Origin of the sequence: Azospira restricta, assembly GCF_016858125.1 — a bacterium.
GTDB classification, from domain to species: Bacteria; Pseudomonadota; Gammaproteobacteria; order Burkholderiales; family Rhodocyclaceae; genus Proximibacter; species Proximibacter restrictus.
The window spans coordinates 1,128,334-1,151,533 of sequence record NZ_CP064781.1 but is presented as its reverse complement, the minus strand read 5'-3'; the positions used below and the strand labels follow the sequence as shown (position 1 = coordinate 1,151,533).

General features: G+C 69.4%; 19 protein-coding genes and 1 riboswitch. Of the genes, 12 read left to right on the top strand and 7 right to left on the bottom strand.

The features are described 5' to 3' along the window. The first annotated feature begins 134 nt into the window (after window positions 1-134). The 7 genes from IWH25_RS05585 (at window position 135) to IWH25_RS05555 (ending at window position 8,570) form a co-directional block, all read left to right on the top strand. Entirely contained in the window at window positions 135-1,061 is a 927-nt protein-coding gene (locus IWH25_RS05585) for a lysophospholipid acyltransferase family protein (RefSeq protein WP_203388345.1), read from the top strand. A gap of 82 nt (window positions 1,062-1,143) precedes the next feature. Continuing rightward, a complete protein-coding gene (locus tag IWH25_RS05580; protein ID WP_203388344.1) occupies window positions 1,144-2,901 on the top strand; it encodes a carbamoyltransferase family protein in 1,758 nt (585 codons plus the stop codon). A gap of 4 nt (window positions 2,902-2,905) precedes the next feature. Beyond that, entirely contained in the window at window positions 2,906-4,039 is a 1,134-nt protein-coding gene (locus IWH25_RS05575; RefSeq protein WP_203388343.1) for a glycosyltransferase, read from the top strand. Next, a complete protein-coding gene (locus IWH25_RS05570) occupies window positions 4,036-5,058 on the top strand; it encodes a glycosyltransferase family 9 protein (RefSeq protein WP_203388342.1) in 1,023 nt (340 codons plus the stop codon). The genes IWH25_RS05575 and IWH25_RS05570 overlap by 4 nt, the downstream gene beginning before the upstream one ends. Continuing rightward, on the top strand, window positions 5,055-6,110 hold the full coding sequence (locus tag IWH25_RS05565; protein ID WP_203388341.1) for a CgeB family protein: 1,056 nt from the start codon (window positions 5,055-5,057) through the stop codon (window positions 6,108-6,110). The genes IWH25_RS05570 and IWH25_RS05565 overlap by 4 nt, the downstream gene beginning before the upstream one ends. Window positions 6,111-6,171: 61 nt before the next feature. Next, entirely contained in the window at window positions 6,172-7,650 is a 1,479-nt protein-coding gene (locus tag IWH25_RS05560) for a glycosyltransferase family 39 protein (RefSeq protein WP_203388340.1), read from the top strand. Beyond that, window positions 7,647-8,570, top strand: coding sequence for a glycosyltransferase family 2 protein (locus IWH25_RS05555; RefSeq protein WP_203388339.1), 924 nt, complete (start codon window positions 7,647-7,649; stop codon window positions 8,568-8,570). Before IWH25_RS05560 ends, IWH25_RS05555 begins: the two co-directional genes overlap by 4 nt. 54 nt (window positions 8,571-8,624) lie before the next feature. Here IWH25_RS05555 and IWH25_RS05550 read toward each other — a convergent pair whose 3' ends face one another. Continuing rightward, window positions 8,625-10,850 (bottom strand): hypothetical protein, encoded by a 2,226-nt coding sequence (locus IWH25_RS05550; protein WP_203388338.1) that lies wholly within the window; start codon window positions 10,848-10,850, stop codon window positions 8,625-8,627. After that, window positions 10,847-11,452 (bottom strand): BUD32 family EKC/KEOPS complex subunit, encoded by a 606-nt coding sequence (locus tag IWH25_RS05545; RefSeq protein ID WP_203388337.1) that lies wholly within the window; start codon window positions 11,450-11,452, stop codon window positions 10,847-10,849. The genes IWH25_RS05550 and IWH25_RS05545 overlap by 4 nt, the downstream gene beginning before the upstream one ends. A gap of 126 nt (window positions 11,453-11,578) precedes the next feature. Between IWH25_RS05545 and msbA the strand changes: the two genes are divergently transcribed. Next, window positions 11,579-13,387, top strand: a complete 1,809-nt coding sequence (msbA, locus tag IWH25_RS05540; RefSeq protein ID WP_203389159.1) for a lipid A export permease/ATP-binding protein MsbA — start codon at window positions 11,579-11,581, stop codon at window positions 13,385-13,387. 12 nt (window positions 13,388-13,399) lie between these two features. Here the strand turns inward: msbA and IWH25_RS05535 are convergent, their stop codons facing one another. Genes IWH25_RS05535 through IWH25_RS05515 form a run of 5 tightly spaced genes read right to left on the bottom strand, consistent with a single transcriptional unit; the run spans window position 13,400 to window position 18,417 of the window. Then, window positions 13,400-14,833, bottom strand: coding sequence for a lipopolysaccharide kinase InaA family protein (locus IWH25_RS05535; RefSeq protein WP_238999011.1), 1,434 nt, complete (start codon window positions 14,831-14,833; stop codon window positions 13,400-13,402). Next, the gene (locus IWH25_RS05530) at window positions 14,830-15,597 is read right to left on the bottom strand and encodes a lipopolysaccharide kinase InaA family protein (protein WP_203388336.1); all 768 of its coding nucleotides are present in this window, start codon (window positions 15,595-15,597) and stop codon (window positions 14,830-14,832) included. The genes IWH25_RS05535 and IWH25_RS05530 overlap by 4 nt, the downstream gene beginning before the upstream one ends. Beyond that, entirely contained in the window at window positions 15,594-16,418 is an 825-nt protein-coding gene (gene rfaP / locus IWH25_RS05525; protein ID WP_203388335.1) for a lipopolysaccharide core heptose(I) kinase RfaP, read from the bottom strand. Before rfaP ends, IWH25_RS05530 begins: the two co-directional genes overlap by 4 nt. Continuing rightward, entirely contained in the window at window positions 16,415-17,536 is a 1,122-nt protein-coding gene (locus IWH25_RS05520; RefSeq protein WP_203388334.1) for a glycosyltransferase family 4 protein, read from the bottom strand. Before IWH25_RS05520 ends, rfaP begins: the two co-directional genes overlap by 4 nt. Next, window positions 17,536-18,417 (bottom strand): lysophospholipid acyltransferase family protein, encoded by an 882-nt coding sequence (locus IWH25_RS05515; RefSeq protein ID WP_203388333.1) that lies wholly within the window; start codon window positions 18,415-18,417, stop codon window positions 17,536-17,538. The genes IWH25_RS05520 and IWH25_RS05515 overlap by 1 nt, the downstream gene beginning before the upstream one ends. Before the next feature lie 185 nt (window positions 18,418-18,602). On the opposite strand from IWH25_RS05515, the gene metK reads away from it, so the two are divergent. The 4 genes from metK (at window position 18,603) to ahcY (ending at window position 23,195) form a co-directional block, all read left to right on the top strand. Beyond that, complete coding sequence (gene metK, locus IWH25_RS05510) at window positions 18,603-19,769, top strand: methionine adenosyltransferase (protein WP_203388332.1); 1,167 nt, start codon at window positions 18,603-18,605, stop codon at window positions 19,767-19,769. Window positions 19,770-19,872: 103 nt separating this feature from the next. Next, window positions 19,873-21,111, top strand: a complete 1,239-nt coding sequence (locus tag IWH25_RS05505) for an HD-GYP domain-containing protein (RefSeq protein WP_203388331.1) — start codon at window positions 19,873-19,875, stop codon at window positions 21,109-21,111. Between the two features lie 105 nt (window positions 21,112-21,216). Then, window positions 21,217-21,621: a hypothetical protein gene (locus tag IWH25_RS05500; protein ID WP_203388330.1), complete on the top strand. Its 405-nt coding sequence runs from the start codon at window positions 21,217-21,219 to the stop codon at window positions 21,619-21,621. A gap of 8 nt (window positions 21,622-21,629) precedes the next feature. Further along, window positions 21,630-21,711: riboswitch (S-adenosyl-L-homocysteine riboswitch) on the top strand. A gap of 68 nt (window positions 21,712-21,779) precedes the next feature. Further along, window positions 21,780-23,195 carry an adenosylhomocysteinase gene (ahcY, locus tag IWH25_RS05495; RefSeq protein WP_203388329.1) on the top strand — a complete coding sequence of 472 codons (1,416 nt, stop codon included), beginning with the start codon at window positions 21,780-21,782 and terminating at the stop codon, window positions 23,193-23,195. The last annotated feature ends 5 nt before the right edge of the window (window positions 23,196-23,200 follow it).

Genomic DNA, 23,200 nt, shown 5'->3' with positions numbered 1-23,200 from the left:
GGCTGCAGAACGACGCATTATCCATTGCCATCGTCATCAAGACAATTTCACCCGGAGAGCCCGGAGATCAAGCTCGTTTGACCCCGGCGGCCCGGCCGTGGATACTTCCGCCTCCCCGATTCAGCGAATCCACCATGCTCTCCCGCGCCGCCGTCGCCCTGCTCTGGCTGCTGCACTTCCTGCCGCTCGCGCTGCTGGCGCCGCTCGGCCGCGGACTGGGCGCGCTGCTCTACCGCTTCGCGCAGAAGCGGCGGCACGTCGTGCGCGTCAACCTGGCGCTGTGCTTCCCGGAGCTCGACTGCGCCGGACGCGAGGCGCTCGTCCGCCGCCACTTCGCCGCGCTCGGCCGCAGCCTGCTCGAACGCAGCCTGTTCTGGTGGGCGCCGCAAGAACGCCTCGAACGGCTGATCCAGGTGACCGGCGAGGAACGGGTGCGCGCGCTGCAGGCCGCAGGCAAGCCGGTGCTGCTGCTGGCGCCGCATTTCGTCGGGCTCGACGCCGGCGGCGTCGCGGTGACGATGCGTTTCGACATCGTCAGCATCTACGCCGCGCAAAGCGACCCGGTCTTCGACCGGCTGCTGCTCGCCGGCCGCAGCCGCTTCGGCGACCAGCAGCTGCTCTCCCGCGCCGACGGCCCGCGCGCGACGGTGAAAGCGATGAAGTCCGGGCGGCCGTTCTACTACCTGCCGGACATGAACTTCCGCACCCGGGACGCCGTTTTCGCGCCCTTCTTCGGCGTCCCGGCGTGGACCATCACCGGCCTGTCGCGCCTTGCCCGGCTGGCCGGCGCCGCCGTCGTTCCCTGCGTCACGCGCATGCTGCCGGGCGACGCCGGCTACCGCGTCGAGTTCGGCGAGCCGTGGGCGGACTTCCCGAGCGACGACGCCGAGGCCGACACGCGGCGCATGAACGAATGGCTGGAGGCGGTCGTGCGCACGATGCCGGAGCAGTATTACTGGGTGCATCGGCGCTTCAAGACGCAGCCGGAAGGCGCCGAGCGGCCGTACCGGGTGCGCGACCCGGAAGCGCTCGCCGCCGCCCGGCGTTCCGCAAGCACCTGATTCTCCGAAGATTGCCGCCGGGAAGGTATACTTGCCGGTTTGATCTCGGGCCGGCACGGCCCGCACAGCACGAGACCCGATTTTGGCACTGACTATCCTTGGACTTTCCGGCGCGCTGACGCACGACCCGTCGGCCGCGCTCTACATCGACGGCAAGCTCGTCGCCGCCGCCGAAGAGGAACGCTTCGTCCGCGACAAGCACGCGAAGAACCGCATGCCCTACGAATCGGCGAAGTTCTGCCTCGACTTCGCCGGCCTGAAGCCGGCCGACGTGCAGGTCGTCGCCATCCCGTTCGCGCCGATCAGCCTGGCCGAGAAGGCGCGCTGGCACTACGCGAAGCGCTACTGGTACGCGCCCGACCGTTCGCTCGACGCGATCCTCACCGGCAACCGCCGCTACTTCCGCTACAAGAAGCGCATCGAATGGTGCCTGCAGCAGCTCGGCTTCGACCTGAAGCAGGTCGAGATCGTGCCGGTCGAGCACCACCTCGCGCACGCCTCCTCGGCCTACCACTGCTCAGGCTTCACCGAGAAGACGGCGATCCTCGGCATCGACGGCAAGGGCGAATACGCGACCACCTTCTTCGGCGTCGGCGAGAACGGCAGGATCACGAAGATCAAGGAGTTCTACGACCCGGACTCGCTCGGCGGCCTCTACGGCGCGCTGACCGAATACCTCGGCTTCGAGATGCTCGACGGCGAGTACAAGGTGATGGGCATGGCGCCCTACGGCGACCCGAGCAAGTACGATTTCTCGCGGCTGGCCAAGTTCGAGAACGGCGAGCTGGTCGTCAACACCGACTACGCCAACGTGATCGGCTTCCGCCGCTACAAGGAGAAGGGCAAGGGCTACTACTTCTCGCCCAAGCTGATCGACTGGCTCGGCCCGATGCGCCACGGCGACATCGCCGACGACCCGTACATCCACTACGCGGCGAGCATGCAGAAGCTGTTCGAGGACCTGTCGCTGCAGATGATCGAGCATTACCTCGGCGACATCCTCAAGGAAACCGGCCGGCTGGCCTTCGCCGGCGGCGGCGCGCTGAACGTCAAGCTGAACCAGAAGATCATCGCCCGCCCGGACCTCAAGGAGCTGTTCGTGCAGCCGGCCTCGGGCGACGCCGGCACCGCCATCGGTGCCGCCTCCTATGTTTCGGTGCAGCGCGGCATGCCGGTCGAAAAGATGGAACACGTCTACCTCGGCCCGGCCTACAGCAACGAGGACGTCATCGCCGCCTGCGCGCGCCATCCGTCGAAGCCGCAGTGGCGGCAGATCGACAACGGCGACGTCGAGGTGCCGAAGCAGGTCGCGAAAATCCTTGCCGACGGCAACCCGGTCGCCTGGTTCCGCGGCCGCATGGAGTTCGGCCCGCGCGCCCTGGGCGGGCGCTCGATCCTCGGCTGCCCGAGCGCTGCCGGCGTCGCCGACCGGATCAACGAACAGATCAAGTTCCGCGAGCGCTGGCGGCCGTTCTGCCCGAGCATGCTCGACACCGTCGGCCCGCAGATGCTCGGCAGCGAGCACCCGGCGCCGTTCATGACCTTCACCTTCGAGGTCGCCGAGGAGTGGAAGTCGCGCGTGCCGGAAGTCGTGCACGAGGACGGCACCTCGCGCGCGCAGGTGCTGAAGCGCGAATTCAACCCGCGCTACTACGACCTGATGCTCGAGCTGGAAAAGTTGACCGGCAACGGCGTCGTGCTGAATACCTCGCTCAACCGCCGCGGCGAGCCGATGATCTGCTCGCCGACCGACGCACTGAACATGTTCTTCGGATCGGACCTGCAATACCTGATCATGGAGGACGTGCTGGTGGTCAAGGATTCCGCCAAGGTGGGCTGAACGCATGGCCGAACGCTGGATCCTGCAGTTCTGCCATTCGCACTACGGCCCCTTCGCCGACGTCGCGCGCCAGTATGCGGCGCTGTTCAAGGGTTCGCCGTACAAGGTGCTCACCGTCTACCTGACCGGTGAGCCGAGCGAGGCAGTCCGCCAGGCGTCGGCGTCCGACGAGGTGATCTTCCTCGATTTCAGCAGCAAGGCGGTGGGCGGCCTCAAGCTCGCGGCCATCCGCGCGCTGAAGAAGATCGCCACCAGCCGCGATTTCGCGCTGGTCATCGCCCACCGTGCCAAGCCGACCTACGTCGCCTGCCTGGCAACCAGGCTGCCGGTGATCAGCGTCCATCACGCCTTCGGCGACTACAAGCGCGCCGCGCGCCGCTGGTTTGCCAACGCCTTCAGGAAACGCCTGTCGCTGCTCGCCGTCTCCGATGCGGTACGCGACGACATCCGCCGCTGCCTGCCGGACTGGCCGGCGGACAGGATAGAAACGCTGCACAACCGCATCGACGTCGCTGCCGCGCGCGCCGCGGTCACGCCGCGCGCGGATGCCCGCCAGGCGCTGGGCCTGCCGGCCGACGCGATCGTCGTCGGCAACGTCGGCCGCCTGCATGCCGACAAGGACCAGGCAACGCTGCTCGCCGGCTTTGCGAAAGCCCTGCCGCGCCTGCCGGCCGGTACGCTGCTGGCGGTTGCCGGCAGCGGCCCGCTCGAGGGCGCGCTGCGCCGGCAGATCGCCGACCTCGGCCTCGACGGGCGAGTCCGCCTGCTCGGCCAGGTGCCGGAGGTGCGCCGGCTGTTCGCCGCCTTCGACCTGTTCGTCCTCAGCTCCGACCACGAACCCTTCGGCATGGTGCTGCTCGAGGCGATGGCCGCCGGCGTGCCGGTGCTGGCCACCGACTGCGGTGGTGCGCCGGAGGTGGTCGGCGATGCCGACCTGCTGTTCCGGCTGCGCGACACCGACGGGCTGGCGGCGAAGCTGGTCGATTTCTGCGGCGGCGGCGCCGAGGCCCGCCGCACCTCCTGCGCTGCCGCGACGCAGCGCCTGGACGCGGCGTTCTCCGACGAAGCCGCGCGCCGGCGCTTCTTTGCGCTGGCCATGGTCCGGCAGGCGCTCGGTCCGCTGGAGGCGGCGCGATGAACAGCGCCGCGACGATCGCCGCCCGCGGCGAGGCGCGCATCGCGCTGGTCGCCTTCAGCTCGCTCGGCGACGGCCTGATCTACGTGATGATGGCCGAGAACCTGCGCCTGAACGGTTATCGCGTCACCTATTTCGGCAACATCGCGCACCAGCTCCGGCACTGGCTGCCGCAACTGGACATCCAGCCCTATCCGGCTGCCGACCGGTTCGACGAGACGCTCGCCGGCTTCGACCTGGTGATCATGAGCCCGCCGCAATTCCTGCGCGAGCGCATGGACGAGCCGACGACGGAAGCGATGCGCAAGAAGTGGCTGCTGATCTGCCAGAAGACGCCCAAAGGCTGGCGGCACGACCACACCGAGCGCGTGCGCAACAACTGCGATGAGCGCACCTTCGAAGCGCTGCGCGACCTGCTCGACTGCAGCGGTCCGATCCGCTTCCGCGACTTTGACACCGAGAGCGTCGTCGACATCACCCTGCATTACATGCGCGAGAAGATGCACCTCGCGCACCTGACGCGACACGTCGCCGTCACGCCGCCGGCCGGGCTGCAGCACCGCCGGCATCGGCAGCGCATCGTCGTCAGTCCGGACTCGGCGTGGCCGGTCAAGAAGAACTGGCCGCCGCGCTCGTTCATGAACCTCTGCCACGCGCTGCGCGAGCGCGGCTACGACCCGAAGATCGTCGTCGCGCCGGCCAACCACGACTATTGGGCGAAGCTCCCCGGCAACGTCTTCGAGACGCCGGTCTTCCCCGGGATCGACCAGCTCGCCGCCTACCTCTACGAATCCGGCGCGGTCATCGCCAACGACTCGGGCAACGGCCACCTCGCCTCCTTTCTCGGCGTGCCGGTGGTGACGCTGTACCGCAAGCGCAACCCGCACTTCCACTGGCGCCCGGCCTGGGGACCGGGCGCCGTCGTCTGCCCGCGGCTGACGCTGCCCTGGTTCGGCGAGCCGCTCTGGAAACCGTTCCTCGGCACGCGCGCGATCCTCGCCGCGCTGCACAAGGTGACATGAGCCCGCCGCGCAAGATCCTCGTCCTCGACGGCATCGGCGGCGTCCCGCTCGGCCGCGAGGTGTGCGAAACCTGCGGCGAGCTCGGCGTCGCCACCGTCCACATCGACTGCCTGCAGCAGGCGCGACGACCGTTCTACGCCGCCCGCTCGGCCTACGCCAAGCTCCGCAACCGCGGCTACGACCGCGACGGCTTCACCTTCCTGCCGAAGCTGGTCGAGGACGACCTGCGCCGGCTGATCGCCCGCGAGCAGCCCAGCCATATCCTGGTGATCGGCTTCGTCTACAAGTTCTACGATCCGCGACTGCTGCGCCGGCTTGCCGACGAAGCCGGCGCCGGGCTGTTCCTTTACGACACGGATACCTGCAACCTCTACGGGCGGCGGCGCGAGTTCATCTTCTTCGTCGAGAACGAGCTGCCGATCTACGATCGCATCCTCTCGTGCTCCGAGGTGACCACCCGCTTCTTCCGCGACACCCGCGGGCTGGACGCCGTCTTCCTGCCCTTCGGCGCCAAACCGATCGCCGTCGCGCACGACGACAAGCCGATCGACGTGCTCTTCGTCGGCAGCGGCGACCTGCGCCGCATCTTCCTGCTCGAAGGCATCCGCGATCGGGTGACGGTCCGCGGCAACCGCTGGCGGCGCAACTTCCCACTGATGTCCGAGGCGCTGCGCCACCGCGTCGTCGACCGGCCGGTCTGGGGCGACGAGCTGCACCGCCTGCTCGGCCAGTCGAAGATCGTGCTCAACATCACGCGCACCGATTTCTACGGCGCCGAGACCGGCATCAACCTGCGCGTCTTCGAAGCCCTCGCCGCCGGCTGCTTCCTGCTCACCGACCATTGCGACGAGCTTGCCGAGGTCTTCCGCGTCGGCGAGGAGATCGAGACCTACCGCTCGTCGGGCGAACTGGCCGAGAAGGTCGCGTACTATCTTGCGCACGACGATGCGCGACAGGCGATCGCCGCGCGCGGACATGCCGCTTTTCTCACAAAGCACACCTGGCACACGAGAATCGAACGGCAATTGCTGCCGCTGCTCGTAAGACGTTGAGCATCCCTGGCGAAAACGGCGATACTCCCGCCTTCGGCAAACCCACAACAACAAGCCCGACATGTTCACTACCTTGAGAATCCCGCCCTGGCTGACCCCGGTGCGCGCGACCTTCCTCGCCAGCCTGCTGCTGTCGCTGGTCGCGCGCCTGGGCAGCACGCTCAACCGCGACGGCATGCTCTACGTGAAGGGCGCCCAGGCCTTCCTCGACGGCGGTTTCACGGCCGCGCGGGAAGTGTTCAACTGGCCCTTCCTGTCGATCGCGATGGCGGTCGTCGGCCGGCTCACCGGCCTCGGGCCGGAAACCGCCGGCTACCTGCTCAACGCGCTGTTCATGGCCGGCGCCTGCGCGCTGATGGTCGCCTGCATCGCGCGCCGGACGCCGGAACTGTCCTGGCTCGGCGCCTTCGTCGTGCTCGCGCTGCCGGGCCTCAACGAATACCGCAACGAGCTGCTGCGCGAATACGGCTGCTGGTTCTTCGTCATGCTGGCGTTCTGGCTGGCACTGCGCTGGGCGGAGCGGCCCCGCTGGCCGTCGGCGCTCGCGCTGCAGGCGGCGCTGGGGGGCGCCGCGCTGTTCCGCCCGGAAGCGCTGGCGCTGTTCCCCGCATTGCTGCTCTGGCAGCTGGCCGGCGCGCCGCGCGCCGAGCGCGGGCGGCGGCTGCTGATGCTCGGCGGCCTGCCGCTGGCCGGCGGCATCGCCCTCGCCGCCCTGTACGTCAGCGGCGGACTCGCCGGCGGCGGCCGGCTGGCCGAAGACCTCGGCCGTTTCCGCCTAGCCCGCTTCGACGCCAAGGCGCAGGCGCTCGCCTCCGCATTGGTCGTCGATGCACGGGAGCAGCTAGTCGTCTTTGCGCAGGAGCAGGCGCGGACGATCCTGCTCTTCGGCTCGCTGGCGCTGGTGCCGCTGAAGGTCCTGCAAAAGCTCGGCCTCTTCGTCGTGCCGCTGGCGTTCGCCCTGTTCGGTCGCGCGGCGCGCCCGGCGCTTGGCCGTCACCCGCTGTTCGCCTGGGGCATCGCCGCGCACCTGCTGGTGCTGGCGGTCTTCGTCGTCGACCTGCAGTTCCTCGCCGGGCGCTACGTCGGGCTGATCCTGCTGTTCTCCACGCCCTTCGCCGCGGCTGGGCTCGCCGCGATGCTGCAGCACCGCCCGCGCTGGCGCATAACCGTGTTCATCGGCATGGCGCTGCTGGCGCTGGCGAACGTCGTATCCACCAGCCCCGGCAAGACGCATCTGGTCGACGCCGGCCGCTGGCTGGCCGCCAACGTCGCCGACCCGTCGACGGTCTATATCGACAGCGGCCGCACCGCCTACCACGCCGGTTGGCAAACGGCAGCGGTGGCGGAGCGAAACCAGCGCCCGGCGGTCGAAAAGGCCGTCGCCGAGGAGCGCTACGCGCTCTACGTCCTCGAGCATTCGCGCAAGGACGCGCCGCTCGAGGACTGGCTGGCAAAAACCGGATTGCGCGTCGTCACGCGCTTCGAACACCCCAACCGCGACGCGGTGATTATCGCCGCCCCCGCCTCCCGGAAACCATGACGCCACCACCGCTCGTCAGCATCGCGATCCCGGCCTACCGACACGAAAAATACATCAAGACCTGCCTGGCCTCGGTCTGCGCGCAGACCTATCCCGAGCTCGAACTGGTGCTGATCGACGACGGCTCGCCCGACGACACCTTCGCGGTCGCCACGCGCTTTCTCGACGCCCATCGCGACCGCTTCCGCCGCATCGTCCTCGAACGCCGCGAGAACCGCGGCGTCAGCGCCAACTCCAACGCCTGCATCGAGGCCTGCCGCGGCGAATGGGTGCATCTGCTCGGCTCCGACGACCGCCTCTACCCGGAAAAGGTGGCGCGCATCCAGGCGGCGATCGCCGAATGGCAACTGCCGGAACTGGCGCTGGTGCACGCCGACACCGATACCATCGACGCCGATGGCAACCCGCACCTCAGCCGACACCGGGCGCGGCACGCGCCGCCGGGACCGGACCACGCGGCCTACCGCTGGCTGTTCCACCGCAACCTGATCTCCAATCCGTCGATCGCGCTGCGCCGCGACGCCTTCCTCGCCATCGGCGGCTTCGACCCGACGCTGCCACTGGAGGATCTCGACTGCTGGCTGCGGCTGTCCACGCACTACGCCATCGGCCGCGTCCCGGAGGTGCTGGCGAGTTACCGCAAGCACCCGGGAAATTCGTTGCGTCAGCGACAGAAGATGCTCGGCGCCTTCTTCGCGACCTACGCCAAGTTCATCGAGGCGAACCCGGGCCTGATCCCCGACGGCGAGCTGAAACGCCATTTCCGCTGGTACCTGCGGCGCTTCTGGCGCCGTATCCGCAAGCAGCGGCCGGGCTATCTGGCGGCCTTCGCCGGCGCGCTGCTGCAGAGCTATCTGCGAGCACCGCGGGCGGCGGACTATCGCCGCTTCGGCGATATCCTGCTCAAGACCACGGCCTGAGGAAAGGCGCCTCCCCAATCCCTTGCCCGCAACCGGGAACGGCGGGTGCTCCCGCTACTTGCCGGCGCCGGCGAACAGCCGCTTCCACGCCTTGCGCCCGACGCGCCGCTTGGCCGCGACCTTGAGGTCGTAGAGCAGGAAGGGCCAGCGGTAGCGCCAGCGCGGCCTCTCGCGCAAGGCGGCGAGGTAGATCGTAAGGAATTTCTCACGCCCCTGCCGGTGCAGCTTGTTGCAGATGCGCACCAGATCGGCAAAACGCTGGCCAATCGTCAGCGGGCCGGGGAAGACGCGGATGCGCCCGGTGTCGATCAGCGAAAAGGCGAGGCGGTCGGCGCCGGCCTTGCCGATCAGGATGTTGCCGCCCGACAGGTCGCGGAAGAGGATGCCGCCGCCGTGCATCTTCAGCAGGTAGTCGGCGAGCTGGCGGTACGCCGCCTCCTCGCCGACCCCGGCAAAGCTGTCGGCGCCGCCGGCGAAGGCGCCGACCAGTTCGCGCGCGGTGAACTCGGCCGGCACGTATTCGCAGAGGTAGTAGTTCTGCGTCAGGCTCGCATCGCCTTCCTTCTCGAACCATGCCACCGGCGGCGCCGCGGCGACGCCACGACGCAGCAGTTCGCAGGTGCCGTTCCAGCTGCGCAGCCCCTTCGACGGCTTGAAGCGGTCGAGCAACTTCTTGTGCAGATACATCTTCACCGGCTGCTTGACGACCAGTTTCGCGCCCGCGGCGCGCGGGTCGTCGACGGTCCAGATCGCGTTGCGCGCGTGGCGCAGCGTCGCTTCGCGCGGCGGCGTGCCGATCCGGGCGGGGTGGATGCGCTGCAGCAGCAGCGCCGCCTCGGCCGCGTCGCGGGCGAGCACGATGCCGCGCCAGCCGTCCTCGCGGAAGTAGAAATGCGTCCGCCCCGGCTGGTGGCGGTGGATCGCGACGCCGGGCAGGATGCCGGCACCGGGGCGGACCGCGACCGTGCGCGCCGCCGGCCAGAGCAGATAGAGCGGCGACTCGGTCGCCAGCGTCGGCCGTTCACGCAGGATCTCGCCGTCGCGGTCGCGGCACAGCGCGGTGCGCAGGTCGTCGTCGGCGTAGATGTCGGCCAGCGCAGCGGCGCGGCCGTTGGTCGTCCACACGGCATGGACCAGCCCGCTGCCGGTGGCGAAGGCGTGCACTTCCAGCTGTTCGGAAGCGTTCAGCCGGCCGCAGTAGCGGCTGCCCGGGATCAGCTCGTTGAAGGCGCCGAGCGCGCGCAGCGCCGGCCGTACGCGCAGGTCGGCGAGCCCGCCGCGCAGGCCGGCATAGTGGGTGATGCGTTCGAGCGCCGGATACGGAAAGGCCCCTTCGTCGACCAGCCCTTCGCGGTGGCAGACCAGCGGCCCCCACCAGGCGCGCTCGAGCGCGCCGGAGGCCGCGCACAGCACCATGTAGCGCGCCAGGTAGTCGGCCTGCTTCTCCTCGCTGTCGGGCAGCAGGCGCTCGATCCGCGGCAGCGTCCAGAACGCCGACGGCGAAAAGAGGCGCGGCACGCCGAAGTCGGCACCGATTCTCGCCAGCAGACGCGCCTTCTTGACCAGGTTGAACTTGTGCAGCGAGGCCAGCCGGTGACCGAGGATCTTGTGGTCGAAGCGCTCGGGCTCGGTGCAGCGCTCCGAGAACAGGTTGTCGGTATGCAGGTCGGGCAGCTGGCCGCGCGCACGCAACAGCGCGAGCAGGCCGACGTTCCACGGCGGTTCGAAGTCGGTGACGCTGGGACCGGCCAGCGTCAGGCCGCGCGCCCGCGCCTCGCGCCAGGCGATCTCCCACATCGCGAGAAAGCCGGCCAGCGTGTAGCCCGCCCAGCGCTTGCGGTTGATCGTCGAACCGATCTCGACGATCTCGACGCGGGCGCCGAAGCGGTCGAGCGTCGCCGTCACGAAACTGCGCCATTCGTCGCGCGCCTCGGCCGAATCCGCCATGCGCCTTGCCGGCGCGGCCGGCTGCACGAGATGCAGCGTCACCTGCAGCGAGGCGTCGAGCAGCCGTTCGAGGAGGCGCGCCGTCGGCCCGTCGCCGTCGCCGTAGCTGAAATCGAGGCGGACGTGGCGGATTCCCGCCTCGCGCAGGCGGGCGAGCAGCCAGTCGTCGACTTCGGGATCGGCCGCCGCGGCGACGCCGACGCCGGCCAAGGCCTCGGGAACGAGATGCCCCGCCGGCGGCCGGTGCCCGCCGGGAAGGCGCAGCCCGCCGCGCAACGCATGGCCGAGCAGGGCAGCGGCAAAATGCAGGTGCGGGTTCGCGGCGACGCTCATTGCGCGCCGCCGGGCGGCCGGCCGCCGACGATCGCCGCCGCGTCGATCCAGTCGCGCTCCTCGTCGAGCCCCTGCATGCGGCGCAGGTTGCGCGCGCGCAGGTACTTGCCGAGCGACCAGGGATGGATGCGCAGGTCGGCGAAATCGATCAGACCGAGGCGCCCCTCGGGCGTGCACACGACGTTGCCGAGATGCAGCGAGCGGAAGTAGACGCCCTGATCGTGCAGGCCGACCACGAAGCGGGTAAACGCCGCCTTCAGTTCGCGCTCGCGCGCCGGCGCCAGACCGCCGCGCAGCAACTCGCGCAGCGTCTTGCCGGCGAGCGGCGCATAGCGGACGGCGTCGCGCTCGATCGACGGGATGCGCAGCACCTCGATCACCTGCGGCACCGGGATGCCCAGGCGGGCCAGCGCCGCCGCGTTGTTGGCGAAGCGGCGGGCGTAGGGATAGAGGGCGGCCGAGGAAATCACCCGCCGCCGCCGGAACAGCTTGAGGATGCTGCCGTCGGCGAGGCGCAGCACCTTGTCGCCGTGGTGGTCGACCTCGAGCACCTCGGCGCCCTCGCGCATGGCGAGGTAGTCCTGCTGTCTGAGTCTCTTCAAGGGGCGGCCCGCGGCTGAAAACCCGTTAGTTTACCGTCTTGTAGCGGGCAGAGGTACCGCGGAGGCGGCATGCTAAACTCCGCCGTCCGCGCCATTGACCCGTACGCCGCACCGAAAGCCCTGCCCATGCCGCAATCCGGCCCGCAATCCGTCTCGTCGCTGAAGATCTACCTGCGCCTGCTCGGCTACGTCCGCCCCTTCGCCGGCGCCTTCGCCGTCAGCATCGTCGGCTACCTGATCTTCGCCTCGTCGCAGCCGATGTTCGCCGCCGTCCTCAAGTATTTCGTCGACGGCCTCGGCGCACAGGCCGGCAGCACGCGCCACCCCTTGCCGCTGCTCGGCGAGGTCGAACTGATGTACGGCATCCCGCTGCTGATGATACTGATCATCGTCTGGCGCAGCCTCGGTTCCTTCCTCGGCAACTACTATCTGGCCCGGGTGTCGCTCGGGCTGATCAACGACCTGCGGCTGGCGCTGTTCAACAGCCTGCTGCGCCTGCCGAACGCCTATTTCGACCAGAACAACTCCGGCCACCTGATCTCGCGCATCACCTACAACGTGACGATGGTCACCGGCGCCGCCACCGACGCGATCAAGGTGGTGATCCGCGAGGGCCTGACCGTCGTTTTCCTGTTCGGCTACCTGCTGTGGATGAACTGGAAGCTGACCGCGATCATGGTCGCCATCCTGCCGCTGATCGGCCTGATGGTGGCCAGCGCCAGCCGCAAGTTCCGCAAGCAGAGCAAGAAGATCCAGGCGACGATGGGCGACCTGACGCACGTCGCCTCGGAGACGATCCAGGGCTACCGCGTCGTCAGGAGCTTCGGCGGCGAGGACTACGAGGCGCGGCGCTTCAAGGCGGCGAGCGAGGACAACACGGTGAAGCAGCTGCGCATGGTGAAGACCGGCGCCACCTTCACGCCGGCGCTGCAGCTGGTCACCTTCTCGGCGATGTCGGTGATCCTCTTCCTCGTCCTCTTCATGCGCGGCGACGCCTCGGCCGGCGACCTGGTCGCCTACATCACCGCCGCCGGCCTGCTGCCGAAGCCGATCCGCCAGCTCTCCGAAGTCAGCGGCACGATCCAGAAGGGTCTCGCCGGCGCCGAGAGCATCTTCGCCCAGCTCGACGAGCGGCCGGAGACCGACCGCGGAACGGTCGAGCGCGAGCGGGTCAGCGGCCGGATCGAGATCCGCGGCCTCCGCTTCCGCTACCCCGGCGCCGAGCGGCCGGTGCTGGAGGACGTCAATGTGACGATCGAGCCCGGCCAGATGGTCGCCATCGTCGGCCGCTCGGGCAGCGGCAAGTCGACGCTGGTCGGCCTGATCCCGCGCTTCTACCACCACAGCGAAGGGCAGATCCTGATCGACGGCGTCGACGTCGAGGACTACACGCTCAGGAACCTGCGCCGGCACGTCGCGCTGGTCACGCAGCAGGTGGTGCTGTTCAACGACACGATCGCCGCCAACATCGCCTACGGCGACCTCGCGCAGGCGCCGCGCGCAGCAGTCGAGGCGGCGGCGGATGCGGCCTACGCCCGCGAGTTCATCGACAAGCTGCCGCAGGGCTTCGACACGCTGGTCGGCGAGAACGGCGTGCTGCTCTCCGGCGGCCAGCGCCAGCGCCTGGCGATCGCCCGCGCGCTGCTCAAGGACGCGCCGATCCTGATCCTCGACGAAGCCACCTCGGCGCTCGACACCGAATCCGAACGCCACATCCAGGCGGCGCTCGACCGCGTCATGCAGGGCCGCACGACGCTGGTCATCGCCCACCGCCTGTCGACGATCGAACAGGCCGACCTGATCCTGGTCATGGACCAGGGACGCATCGTCGAGCGCGGCACGCACGCCGAACTGCTCGCCGCCAACGGCCACTACGCGCGGCTGCACGCGGTGCAGTTCGAGGAAGGACAGGACGCCGCGGCGTCGGCCGCCTGAGGAAGAGGCGCGTCAGGCGGGCGGCAGCGCCGCCTGCAGCCATCGGCCGAGCGACGAAGCGGCCGGCCAGTTGCGCACGAGGCGCGCGCGGTCGCGCCGCCAGGCGCGGCGCCAGGCCGCCTCGCTGCGGTGCTGCGTGCACGCGTCGAGGTCGATCAGCCAGACCCGCCCGGCATGCCACAGCAGGTTGGTCGCCTTCAGGTCGCCGTGGCTGATGCGGAGGCGCGCCAGCGTCGCGAACAGCGCGGTGATTGCCGCCGCCTCGGCCGCCGGCGGTTCGCGGTCGACCGCCAGATGCTCGGCCAGATTGACCCCCGGACAGAACTCATTGACCAGCCAGGCGCGCCGGCGCAGCGGCCCGAGCCGCTCCTCGACCAGCGCCAGCGGCGCCGGCGTGGCGATGCCGTACAGCGCCAGGCGATGCCCCTCGCGCCACGAATGCCAGGCGCGGCTCGGCCGCCACAGCCGCGACAGCGCGTGGCCGACGCTCTTCAGGTTGTAGCGCTTGACGACCAGATCGCCGCCATCCGCCGCAACTTTCGCGACGGTGCAGGTGTTGCCCGACTTCAGCCGCACGCCCGCCGCGAGCGCGCCGTCAGGGTCGCGCAAGAGCGGCGCCAGCCGGTCGGCCGCCGCGCGCACGACCGCGGTAAAGCGCGTCGGCCGCCGCTCGACGGCGAACAACGTGCAGTCGCGCACGCTCTTCGCGAGGTAGTCGCGCACGCGCCAGTCGCGCACGCGGGCGATCTCCGCGCGCAGCCGCGCCGCGTCGATCGCGACGCCGCCGGCCGCGCGGTAGGCGTCGAGCAAGGCGGCGGCCGCGTCGTCCCAGGCCGCCGGCAGCTGCGCCAGCAGCATGCCGAGGTTGGCGGACGCCTCATCCGCCGTCAATGGCCGGCCGGCGGCGCTGACCGAGTCGCCGTCGATGACCCGCAGACCGCCTTCGTGCAGCAGGAAGTTGCCGAGATGCAGGTCGCCCTGGGCGAGGCCGGCAGCGTGCATGCGCGCCAGCAGGATCACCGCCGGCACGAGCACGGCCAGCGCCGTGCGATCGCCGGCAGGCCGGTCGGCGACGCCCTGCCAGGCCTCGGCCAGCGACACGGCACCATCGAAAAATTCGGTGAGCACGACATGCCCGCCGCCGGCCAGCGCCGACGACGCCAGCAGCGTCGGCGTCGGGATTGCCGCCGCCTGCAGCGCGGCGACACCGTCGGCCTCCTGCCGCCAATGGCGCTCGCTGCCGGGCGCGACGAACAGCTTGGCGAGGACGCGGCGCCCGTCGAACCCGGCCTCGCCGACGATGCGCTTGCCCGGCAGCACGCGCAACAGGCGGCGCATCGTCAGCCCCCGGCCGTCGGCCAGCGCGACGCCGAACGGTACGGCCGGCATGCGGCCGGCGGCGCGCAGCGCCGCGGCGTTGGTCAGCGGCAGTTCGAGCGTGCTCACTCCCGCCCCGCGAAGAATTTCAGAATCTTGCGCAGGCGCCGCTTGTCGGCGGCCGACAAGCGCGCGTGGCCGGCATAGTCGAGATAGAAGCGCAGTCGCTGCGTGCGCGACAGGCGGTACTTGCCGACCTTGTCGAGACAGGCGAGGTCCTTGACGATGCGGTAGCGCAGCAGCAGCCCGCGCCAGAAGCCGCCGCTCGGACAGTCGATCAGGTAAACGGTCGGCGTCGCGCGGTCGTCCACCAGCAGGTTGCGCCATTTCAGGTCGTTGTGCGCGAAGCCCTGATCGTGCAGCCGGCGCGCGTACCGCGCCACCTGCCGCATGACTTCGGCCATCCAGCGCCGGTCGCGCAGCCGCGGGTCGTCGTCGTTGGCCATCGTCCCCATGTCTTTGGTGCCCGCGATCTCCTCGGTCACCAGCGCGCCGCGCACGAAGCTGCCGTGCGCGCGCTCCAGCCCCCAGCCGACCAGCGTCGCCGTCGGGATGCCCCACTGCCGGAACAGCAGCAGGTTCTCCCATTCCTTGACCACGCGCTGCGGCGCGATCAGCCCGCGCAGGCCGAACCAGCGGCGAAAGGCGTTCTTGCCGCTGCCGACGTAGCGCTTGACGTAGTAGCGCGTGCCGTCGGCGGCGACCCGCTCGACCGTCGATAGCGGCGCCTTGGCGATCGGCTCGCCGCGCACCGCGAAGGTCGCCGGCAGCGTGCCGAACAGCCGCTCGGCTTCGCGGCCGCGGAAATCGGGGTTGAAGTGCCAGTCGATCATGCCGCGGCCTTCGGCGCGAACTTCTTCAGGTAGCGCCGCTGCAGGCGCGCCGCTTCCCGGTTGAGGTGCTCGATCAGCCCGGCCTCGTCGCGCAGGATGTCGGCGAGCGGGCGGTCGAAGTAGATGCGCAGGAAGCGCAGCCAGTCGCGCTGCGTCAGGCCGATCTCCAGAGCCGAGAAGTACAGCGCAGCGAGATCCTTGTCGCGCCAGCGGCGCGGCGTCTGCGTGCGAATCTGCGCGCGGTGCAGGTCGATCAGCGACAGCCGGAAATCGTCAGCCGTCGGCACCGGATCGAGGTGCAGCAGGAAGTGGCAGATATAGAAGTCGCGGTGGTTGACGCCGCCTGCGTGCATGCGCCGCGCCATCGTCGCCACGCGTTCGATCAGCGCGCGCTTGAAGCGCGCCGCGGGCGGCTGCTTGCACCAATCACGGCAGAAGTCCTCCAGGCTCACCGTCGGCGCCAGCTCCTCGGTGACGATGAACGAATGCTGCGCCGCCGGGTTGCCGCCGCGCGCGCCGTAGGCCACCGCGCGCATGGTGTCGACGCCGAGCGCCTCCAGCCGCCGGATCGCGCGGTACTCGTTGCCGGCGCCGAGCACCGGTGCGCGCAGCGTCAGCAGGTTCTTGGCGATCTCGCCCCAGCCGACGCCGCGGTGGATCTTGACGAAGTAGCCGCGGCCGGCGACCTCGGTGCGCAGCGTGCGGCGCGCCTCCAGCTCGCGATAGACCCGGCCCTGCAGCGCCTCGACCGCGGCGAACGGATCCTGCCCGGCCCACAGCGTGCGGAAGGGTTCGTCGAGGAACAGTTCGTCGGCGCTCATTGGCGTTCGGCGAGGATGACGTCGGCCGCCACTTCGGCGTTGTCGTAGATGTCGGCGGTTTCGGCGAAGGCCAGCCCGTTCGCCTGCCACTGCCGGCGCGCCGCGTCGTCGGCGAGCATCGTCGCCAGCGCGTCGTTCAGCGCCGCCTGCGCGAAGGGTTCGGGCAGGACGACGCCGGCCCCGGCCTCGGCGATGTAGTGCGCGTAGCCGCAGACCGCGGTGGTCAGCACCGGCAGCCCGGCGACCACCGCCTCGAGCAGCACGGTGCCGGTGTTCTCGTTGTACGCCGGGTGGATCAGCAGGTCGGCGCCGAGCAGGAAGCGCGGGATGTCGTCGCGTCCCTGCAGGATCTGCACGCGCTCGGCCAGCCCGAGTCCGGCCGCCAGGCGCCGGAACGCCGACGGCTCGTCGGCGCCGATCGCGACCAGCCGCGTGCGCCGGCGCAGCGCCTCGGGCAGTGCGGCGAAGGCGGCGAGGCTGCGGTCGAGACCCTTGGTCTTGAAGCCGGAGCCGATCTGCACCAGCAGGAACTCGTCGTCGGCCAGCGCGAACTCGGCGCGGAAGGCGGCGCGGATGTCGGCGGCGTTGGCCGGCGCCCGCCGGTCGCGGGCGATGCCCGGCGGCAGCAGGTGGAAACGATCCGCCGGCGTACCGTAGTGTTTGACGAACAGCGGCTGCTGCAGCGACGAGATCATCAAGATCTCGGTGCGGCTCTCCGGCGCGAACACCGCCCGCTCGTAGCCGGCGAAATGCCGGTAACGGCCGGACAGGCGGTAGAGCGGATTGCGCAGCGTCTGCGCCTTGTCCTCGTAGCAGGGATCGGCGGCGAAGTAGACGTCGAGCCCCGGCATCTTGTTGAAACCGACGACGCGGTCGGCCGGCCGCCGCGCCAGATCGCGCCGCACCCAGTCGCTGAATTTCGCGTAGCGGCGCGCGTTGGTCAGCGCCTTCACCGGCACCACCAGCACCTCGAAATCCGCCGGGATGTCGCCGCGCCACTCCAGCGTGTAGACGCGGATCGCGTGGCCGCGCTTCCGGCAGGCCTGTGCGATGCGCAGGAAGTCGCGCTGCAGGCCGCCGTGCGGGAAATACTTGTACAGGCAGAACGCCAGCTGCATCAGGCCGCCCCTGGCCCGTTGCCGGCTTCGGTTGCGAGCGGCGGCGCCTCGACGCCCTTCGGCCGCTTGTAGCGGTTGTAGCCCCACAGGTACTGTCCCGGGCACTGGCGGATCAGTGCCTCGACCTCGCGGTTGATCGCCGCCGCGCGCTGCTCGAGGTCGCCTTCGATCGGCGCCGTCGGCGCGCTGAAGTGGATGCGGTAGCCGGCGCCGCCGGGCAGGCGCTCGCCCCAGGTCAGCAGCACCGTTGCCCCGGTTTCGGAGAGGCGTCCCGCCAACGTCATCGTGTACGCCGGTCGGCCGAAGAAGGGCAGCCAGCGCCCTTCGCCCATCTTCGGCGCCTGGTCCGGCAGCAGGCCGATCGCCTCGCCCTTCTTCAGCGCCTTCAACAGGCCGCGCACGCCGGAGAGGTCGGCCGGCGCCAGGTGCAGGCTGGCGCGCTGGCGGCCGCGCTCGATCATCTCCTGCAGCCAGGCCTGCCGCGGCGGCCGGTAGAGGACGGTGATCGGCGCCTGCGTCGCCAGGTACTGGGCGGTGATCTCGAAGCAGCCGAGGTGCGGCGTCAGGAAGACGATGCCGCGGCCGGAAGCGCGGGCGGCATCGACCAGCTCCTGGCCGCGGACCTCGGCGACCATCGTCACCGCCTCGTCCAGCGTGCGCAGCCAGATGCGCGGCAACTCCAGCGCCATGCGGCCGGCCGCGGCCACCGCCGCCCAGCGCCAGCGCGCGGCCTCGCGCTCGCCGAGCGCCAGCGCCATATTCGCGCGCAGGTGGCGGCGATAGGTCGGCGAAGCGAGATAGGCGACGGCGCCGGCGATGGCGCCCAAGCGGTGGATCAGCGACAGCGGCAGCAGCGAGAGGAGGCGGAACAGGAGGCGCATCGGCGGGGGCGAATTTGCCGCAAGGGCGAAAAAGTCTATAATTATCGTTCCGCCGAGTTAATAGGACAACTTGCAGGGCGGACCGGAGCGCCGAACCCGTTCCGAAAATACTGCTAAAGCGTCGCCTGCCCGTGACCCGGGGCCGGTAACGCCGGCTAAACAAGGGTCGTTCAGGAGCAGTCCCCGTGGCAAACGAATTCCTCTTCACCTCCGAATCCGTCGGCGAAGGCCATCCCGACAAGGTCGCCGACCAGATCTCCGACGCCATCCTCGACGCCATCCTCGCCGAGGATCCGCGCGGCCGCGTCGCCTGCGAGACGCTGGTGTCGACCGGCCTCGTCGTCATCTCGGGCGAGATCACGACCACGGCGCACATCAACTACCGCGAGATCGCGCAGGACACCGTCCGCCGCATCGGCTACACCGATTCCGACATCGGCTTCGACTACAAGTCCTGCGCCATCCTGACCGCGATCAACCGCCAGTCGCCGGACATCGCGCAGGGCGTGAACGAAGGCGAAGGCCTCGACCTCGACCAGGGCGCCGGCGACCAGGGCCTGATGTTCGGCTACGCCTGCCGCGAGACCGAGACGCTGATGCCCTTCCCGATCTACTACGCGCACCGCATCATGCAGCGCCAGGCCGAAGTCCGCCGCGACGGCCGCCTGCCGTGGCTGCGCCCGGACGCGAAGAGCCAGCTGACGGTCAAGTACATCGACGGCAAGCCGGTGGCGATCGACACCGTCGTCGTGTCTACGCAGCACAGCCCGGAGGTCTCGCACGCCCACCTCGCCGAGGCGGTGATCGAGGAGATCATCAAGCCGGTGCTGCCGAAGGACATGCTGACCGAACACACCCGCTTCCTGATCAACCCGACCGGCCGCTTCGTCGTCGGCGGCCCGCATGGCGACTGCGGCCTGACCGGCCGCAAGATCATCGTCGACACCTACGGCGGGGCCGCACACCACGGCGGCGGCGCCTTCTCCGGCAAGGATCCGTCCAAGGTCGACCGCTCCGCCGCCTACGCCGCGCGCTACGTGGCCAAGAACGTCGTCGCCGCCGGCCTGGCCGACAAGTGCGAAGTCCAGGTCGCCTATGCGATCGGCGTCGCCAAGCCGGTATCGCTGATGGTGAACACCTTCGGCACCGGCAAGGTCGCCGACGAGCGCATCGTCGCGCTGATCGGCAAGCATTTCGACCTGCGCCCGAAGGGCATCATCCAGACCCTCGACCTGCTCCGCCCGATCTACTCGAAGACCGCCGCCTACGGCCACTTCGGCCGCGACGAGCCGGAATTCACCTGGGAGCGCACCGACAAGGCCGCCGCGCTGAAGGCCGACGCCGGGTTGTAACTCCGCCACGGTCCGGTCACGATCCGGCCATGTTGCAGACACCAAGGGAGCTTCGGCTCCCTTTGTGTTTTCAGTGACTTACGGGCGGGGCATAATGCGCCCCATGCTCAAGAAAATCAGCGTCGACCAGCTCGCCGTCGGCATGCACCTGCACGAGTTCTGCGGCTCGTGGATGGAGCATCCGTTCTGGCGCACGCGCTTCGTCATCAAGGACGCCGCCGACATCGTCGCGATCCGCGAAAGCAGCATCCGCGACGTGTGGATCGATGCCGACAAGGGACTCGACGTCGCCGACGGCATCTCGGTCGAAGCCAGCGAAGCGGAGGTCGAGCGTGAGCTGCAGGCCGCGGCCGCTGCTGCGGCGCCGGCGGCGCAGCAGAAGGCCGCGATGCGCGAGGAGATGGCGCGGGCGGCGCGCATCTGCGCCAAGTCGAAGCAGGCGATGGTGTCGATGTTCCAGGAGGCGCGCATGGGCAAGGCGGTCAGCGCCGACGACTGCGCGCCACTGGTCGAGGAAATCTCGAATTCGGTGCTGCGCAACCCCGGCGCGCTGATCAGCCTGGCCCGGCTGAAGACTGCCGACGACTACACCTACATGCACTCGGTTGCCGTCTGCGCGCTGATGATCGCGCTCGCCCGCCAGCTCGGCCTCGACGAGCGGCAGACGCGGGCCGCCGGCATGGCCGGCCTGCTGCACGACCTGGGCAAGGCGATGATCCCGAACGAGGTACTGAACAAGCCGGGCAAGCTGACCGACGACGAGTTCGCGATCGTCAAGCGCCACCCGGAACTCGGCCACGCGGCGCTGCTGCAGGCCGCCGGCGTCGACGCGGTGGCGCTCGACGTCTGCCTGCACCACCACGAGAAGGTCGACGGCAGCGGCTACCCGAAGGGACTCAGGGCCGACGAGATCAGCCTGTTCGCGAAGATGGGCGCAGTCTGCGACGTCTATGACGCGATCACCTCGAACCGGCCGTACAAGGCCGGCTGGGACCCGGCCGAATCGCTGCGCAAGATGGCCGAGTGGGCCAAGGGCCATTTCGACGAGACGGTCTTCCAGGCTTTCGTGAAGAGCGTCGGCATCTACCCGACCGGCTCGCTGGTCCGTCTCGAATCGGGGCGCCTCGGCGTCGTCGTCGAGCAGTCCGAGAAGTCGCTGCTGGCACCGAAGGTGAAGGTCTTCTTCTCGATCAAGGCGAACGCCCGCCTGCGGCCGGAGGAGATCGACCTCTCGCGCCCCGGCGCCCAGGACAAGATCGCCGGCCGCGAAGACCCGGCCAAATGGAACCTCCCCGACCTCGATGCGCTGTGGGCGGGGAGCGCCGCCGCCGGCGTACGCTGACCCGGAGCGACATTCCGCCTTCCGCACCGACCCGGCCGCTCCCTGGCCGCGGTTTGTTTTTGCGCGCCGCCGTCTATGATGAAGCTTCGGCATCGAGGACAAGCCATGGACGTCGTCGCCTCCCTGCGCGCACAGGGCTTCCGCCGCTGGTACGAACGCACGCTGATCGAGGCGCACCTGTGGCTGGTCACCTGCTTCCTGGCCATGATTCTGGCGGTGGCGCTGTTCGAGACCCACAACGAAACGCTGATCCCCGCGCAGCGTCTGCCGCTGCTCGTGGGTGCGGTGTTCTGCGTGCTCGGCGCCTGGGCGGCCTACCGGCGCTATTTCCGGACGCTCGCATGCGCCGAGCAGGTCGGCCACGCGGCGGCCTGCCCGGGCTGCGGCACCTACGGCCGCTTCGAGATCGTTGCCGCCAGCGAAGATGACGACGGCGGGCAGGCGCGGATCACCGCCCGCTGCCGAAAATGCGGGGGGAGCTGGCGATTGAGCCTGCAAAATCACGTATAATCCGCGCCTTATCCGAGGAGCGCTGCACGGGCTGGCCAAAAGTTACGCTTCGCCACCCCCAGGCTCGGTTCACAACGGCGCTCACTGACAACCCTGCCGGGCGCAGGGGGCAAGTGAGCCGCACGCATCGCGTCACACCCCTACCCTGGCTACAGTTCATGAAGGAGCTTACTGTGGCTGAATTCAACGATTACGTCATCGCCGACCTCAAGCTGGCCGACTGGGGCCGCAAGGAAATCCGGATCGCCGAGACCGAAATGCCGGGCCTGATGGCGATCCGCGAGGAATTCGCGAAGTCGCAGCCGCTGAAGGGCGCGCGCATCACCGGCTCGCTGCATATGACGATCCAGACCGCGGTGCTGATCGAGACGCTGACCGCGCTCGGCGCCGAAGTCCGCTGGGCCTCGTGCAACATCTTCTCGACGCAGGACCACGCCGCCGCCGCCATCGCCGCCGCCGGCATCCCGGTCTTCGCCGTCAAGGGCGAGTCGCTGCCCGAGTACTGGGACTACACGCACCGCATCTTCGAATGGGCCGACGGCGGCTACTCGAACATGATCCTCGACGATGGCGGCGACGCGACGCTGCTGCTGCACCTCGGCGCCCGCGCCGAGAAGGACCTGTCGGTCCTCGACAACCCGGACAGCGAGGAAGCCACCGTGCTGTTCGCGTCGATCAAGGCCAAACTCAAGACCGATCCGACCTGGTACTCGACCCGCCTCGAGAAGATCAAGGGCGTCACCGAGGAAACCACCACCGGCGTCCATCGCCTCTACCAGATGCACGAGCGCGGCGAGCTGAAGTTCCCGGCGATCAACGTGAACGACTCGGTGACCAAGTCGAAGTTCGACAACCTCTACGGCTGCCGCGAGTCGCTGGTTGACGGCATCAAGCGCGCCACCGACGTCATGGTTGCCGGCAAGATCGCCGTCGTCTGCGGCTACGGCGACGTCGGCAAGGGCTCGGCGCAGGCCCTCCGGGCGCTCTCCGCGCAGGTCTGGATCACCGAGATCGACCCGATCTGCGCGCTGCAGGCGGCGATGGAAGGCTACCGCGTCGTCACCATGGACTACGCCGCCGACAAGGCCGACATCTTCGTCACCGCCACCGGTAACTTCCACGTCATCGACCACCACCACCTGGTGAAGATGAAGCACAACGCCATCGTCTGCAACATCGGCCACTTCGACTCCGAGATCAACGTCGCGTCGATCGAAGGCTACCCGTGGGAAGAGATCAAGCCGCAGGTCGACCACATCACGCTGCCGTCGGGCAACCGCATCATCCTGCTCGCCAAGGGCCGCCTCGTGAACCTAGGCTGCGCCACCGGCCACCCGTCGTACGTGATGAGCTCGTCGTTCGCCAACCAGACGATCGCGCAGATCGAGCTGTTCACGAAGACCGCGGAATACCCGGTCGGCGTCTACACGCTGCCCAAGCACCTCGACGAGAAGGTCGCCCGCCTGCAGCTGAAGACGCTGAACGCCGAGCTGACCCAGCTCACCGACGCGCAGGCCCGCTACATCGGCGTGCCGGTCGACGGCCCGTACAAGGCCGACCACTACCGCTACTGATCGGA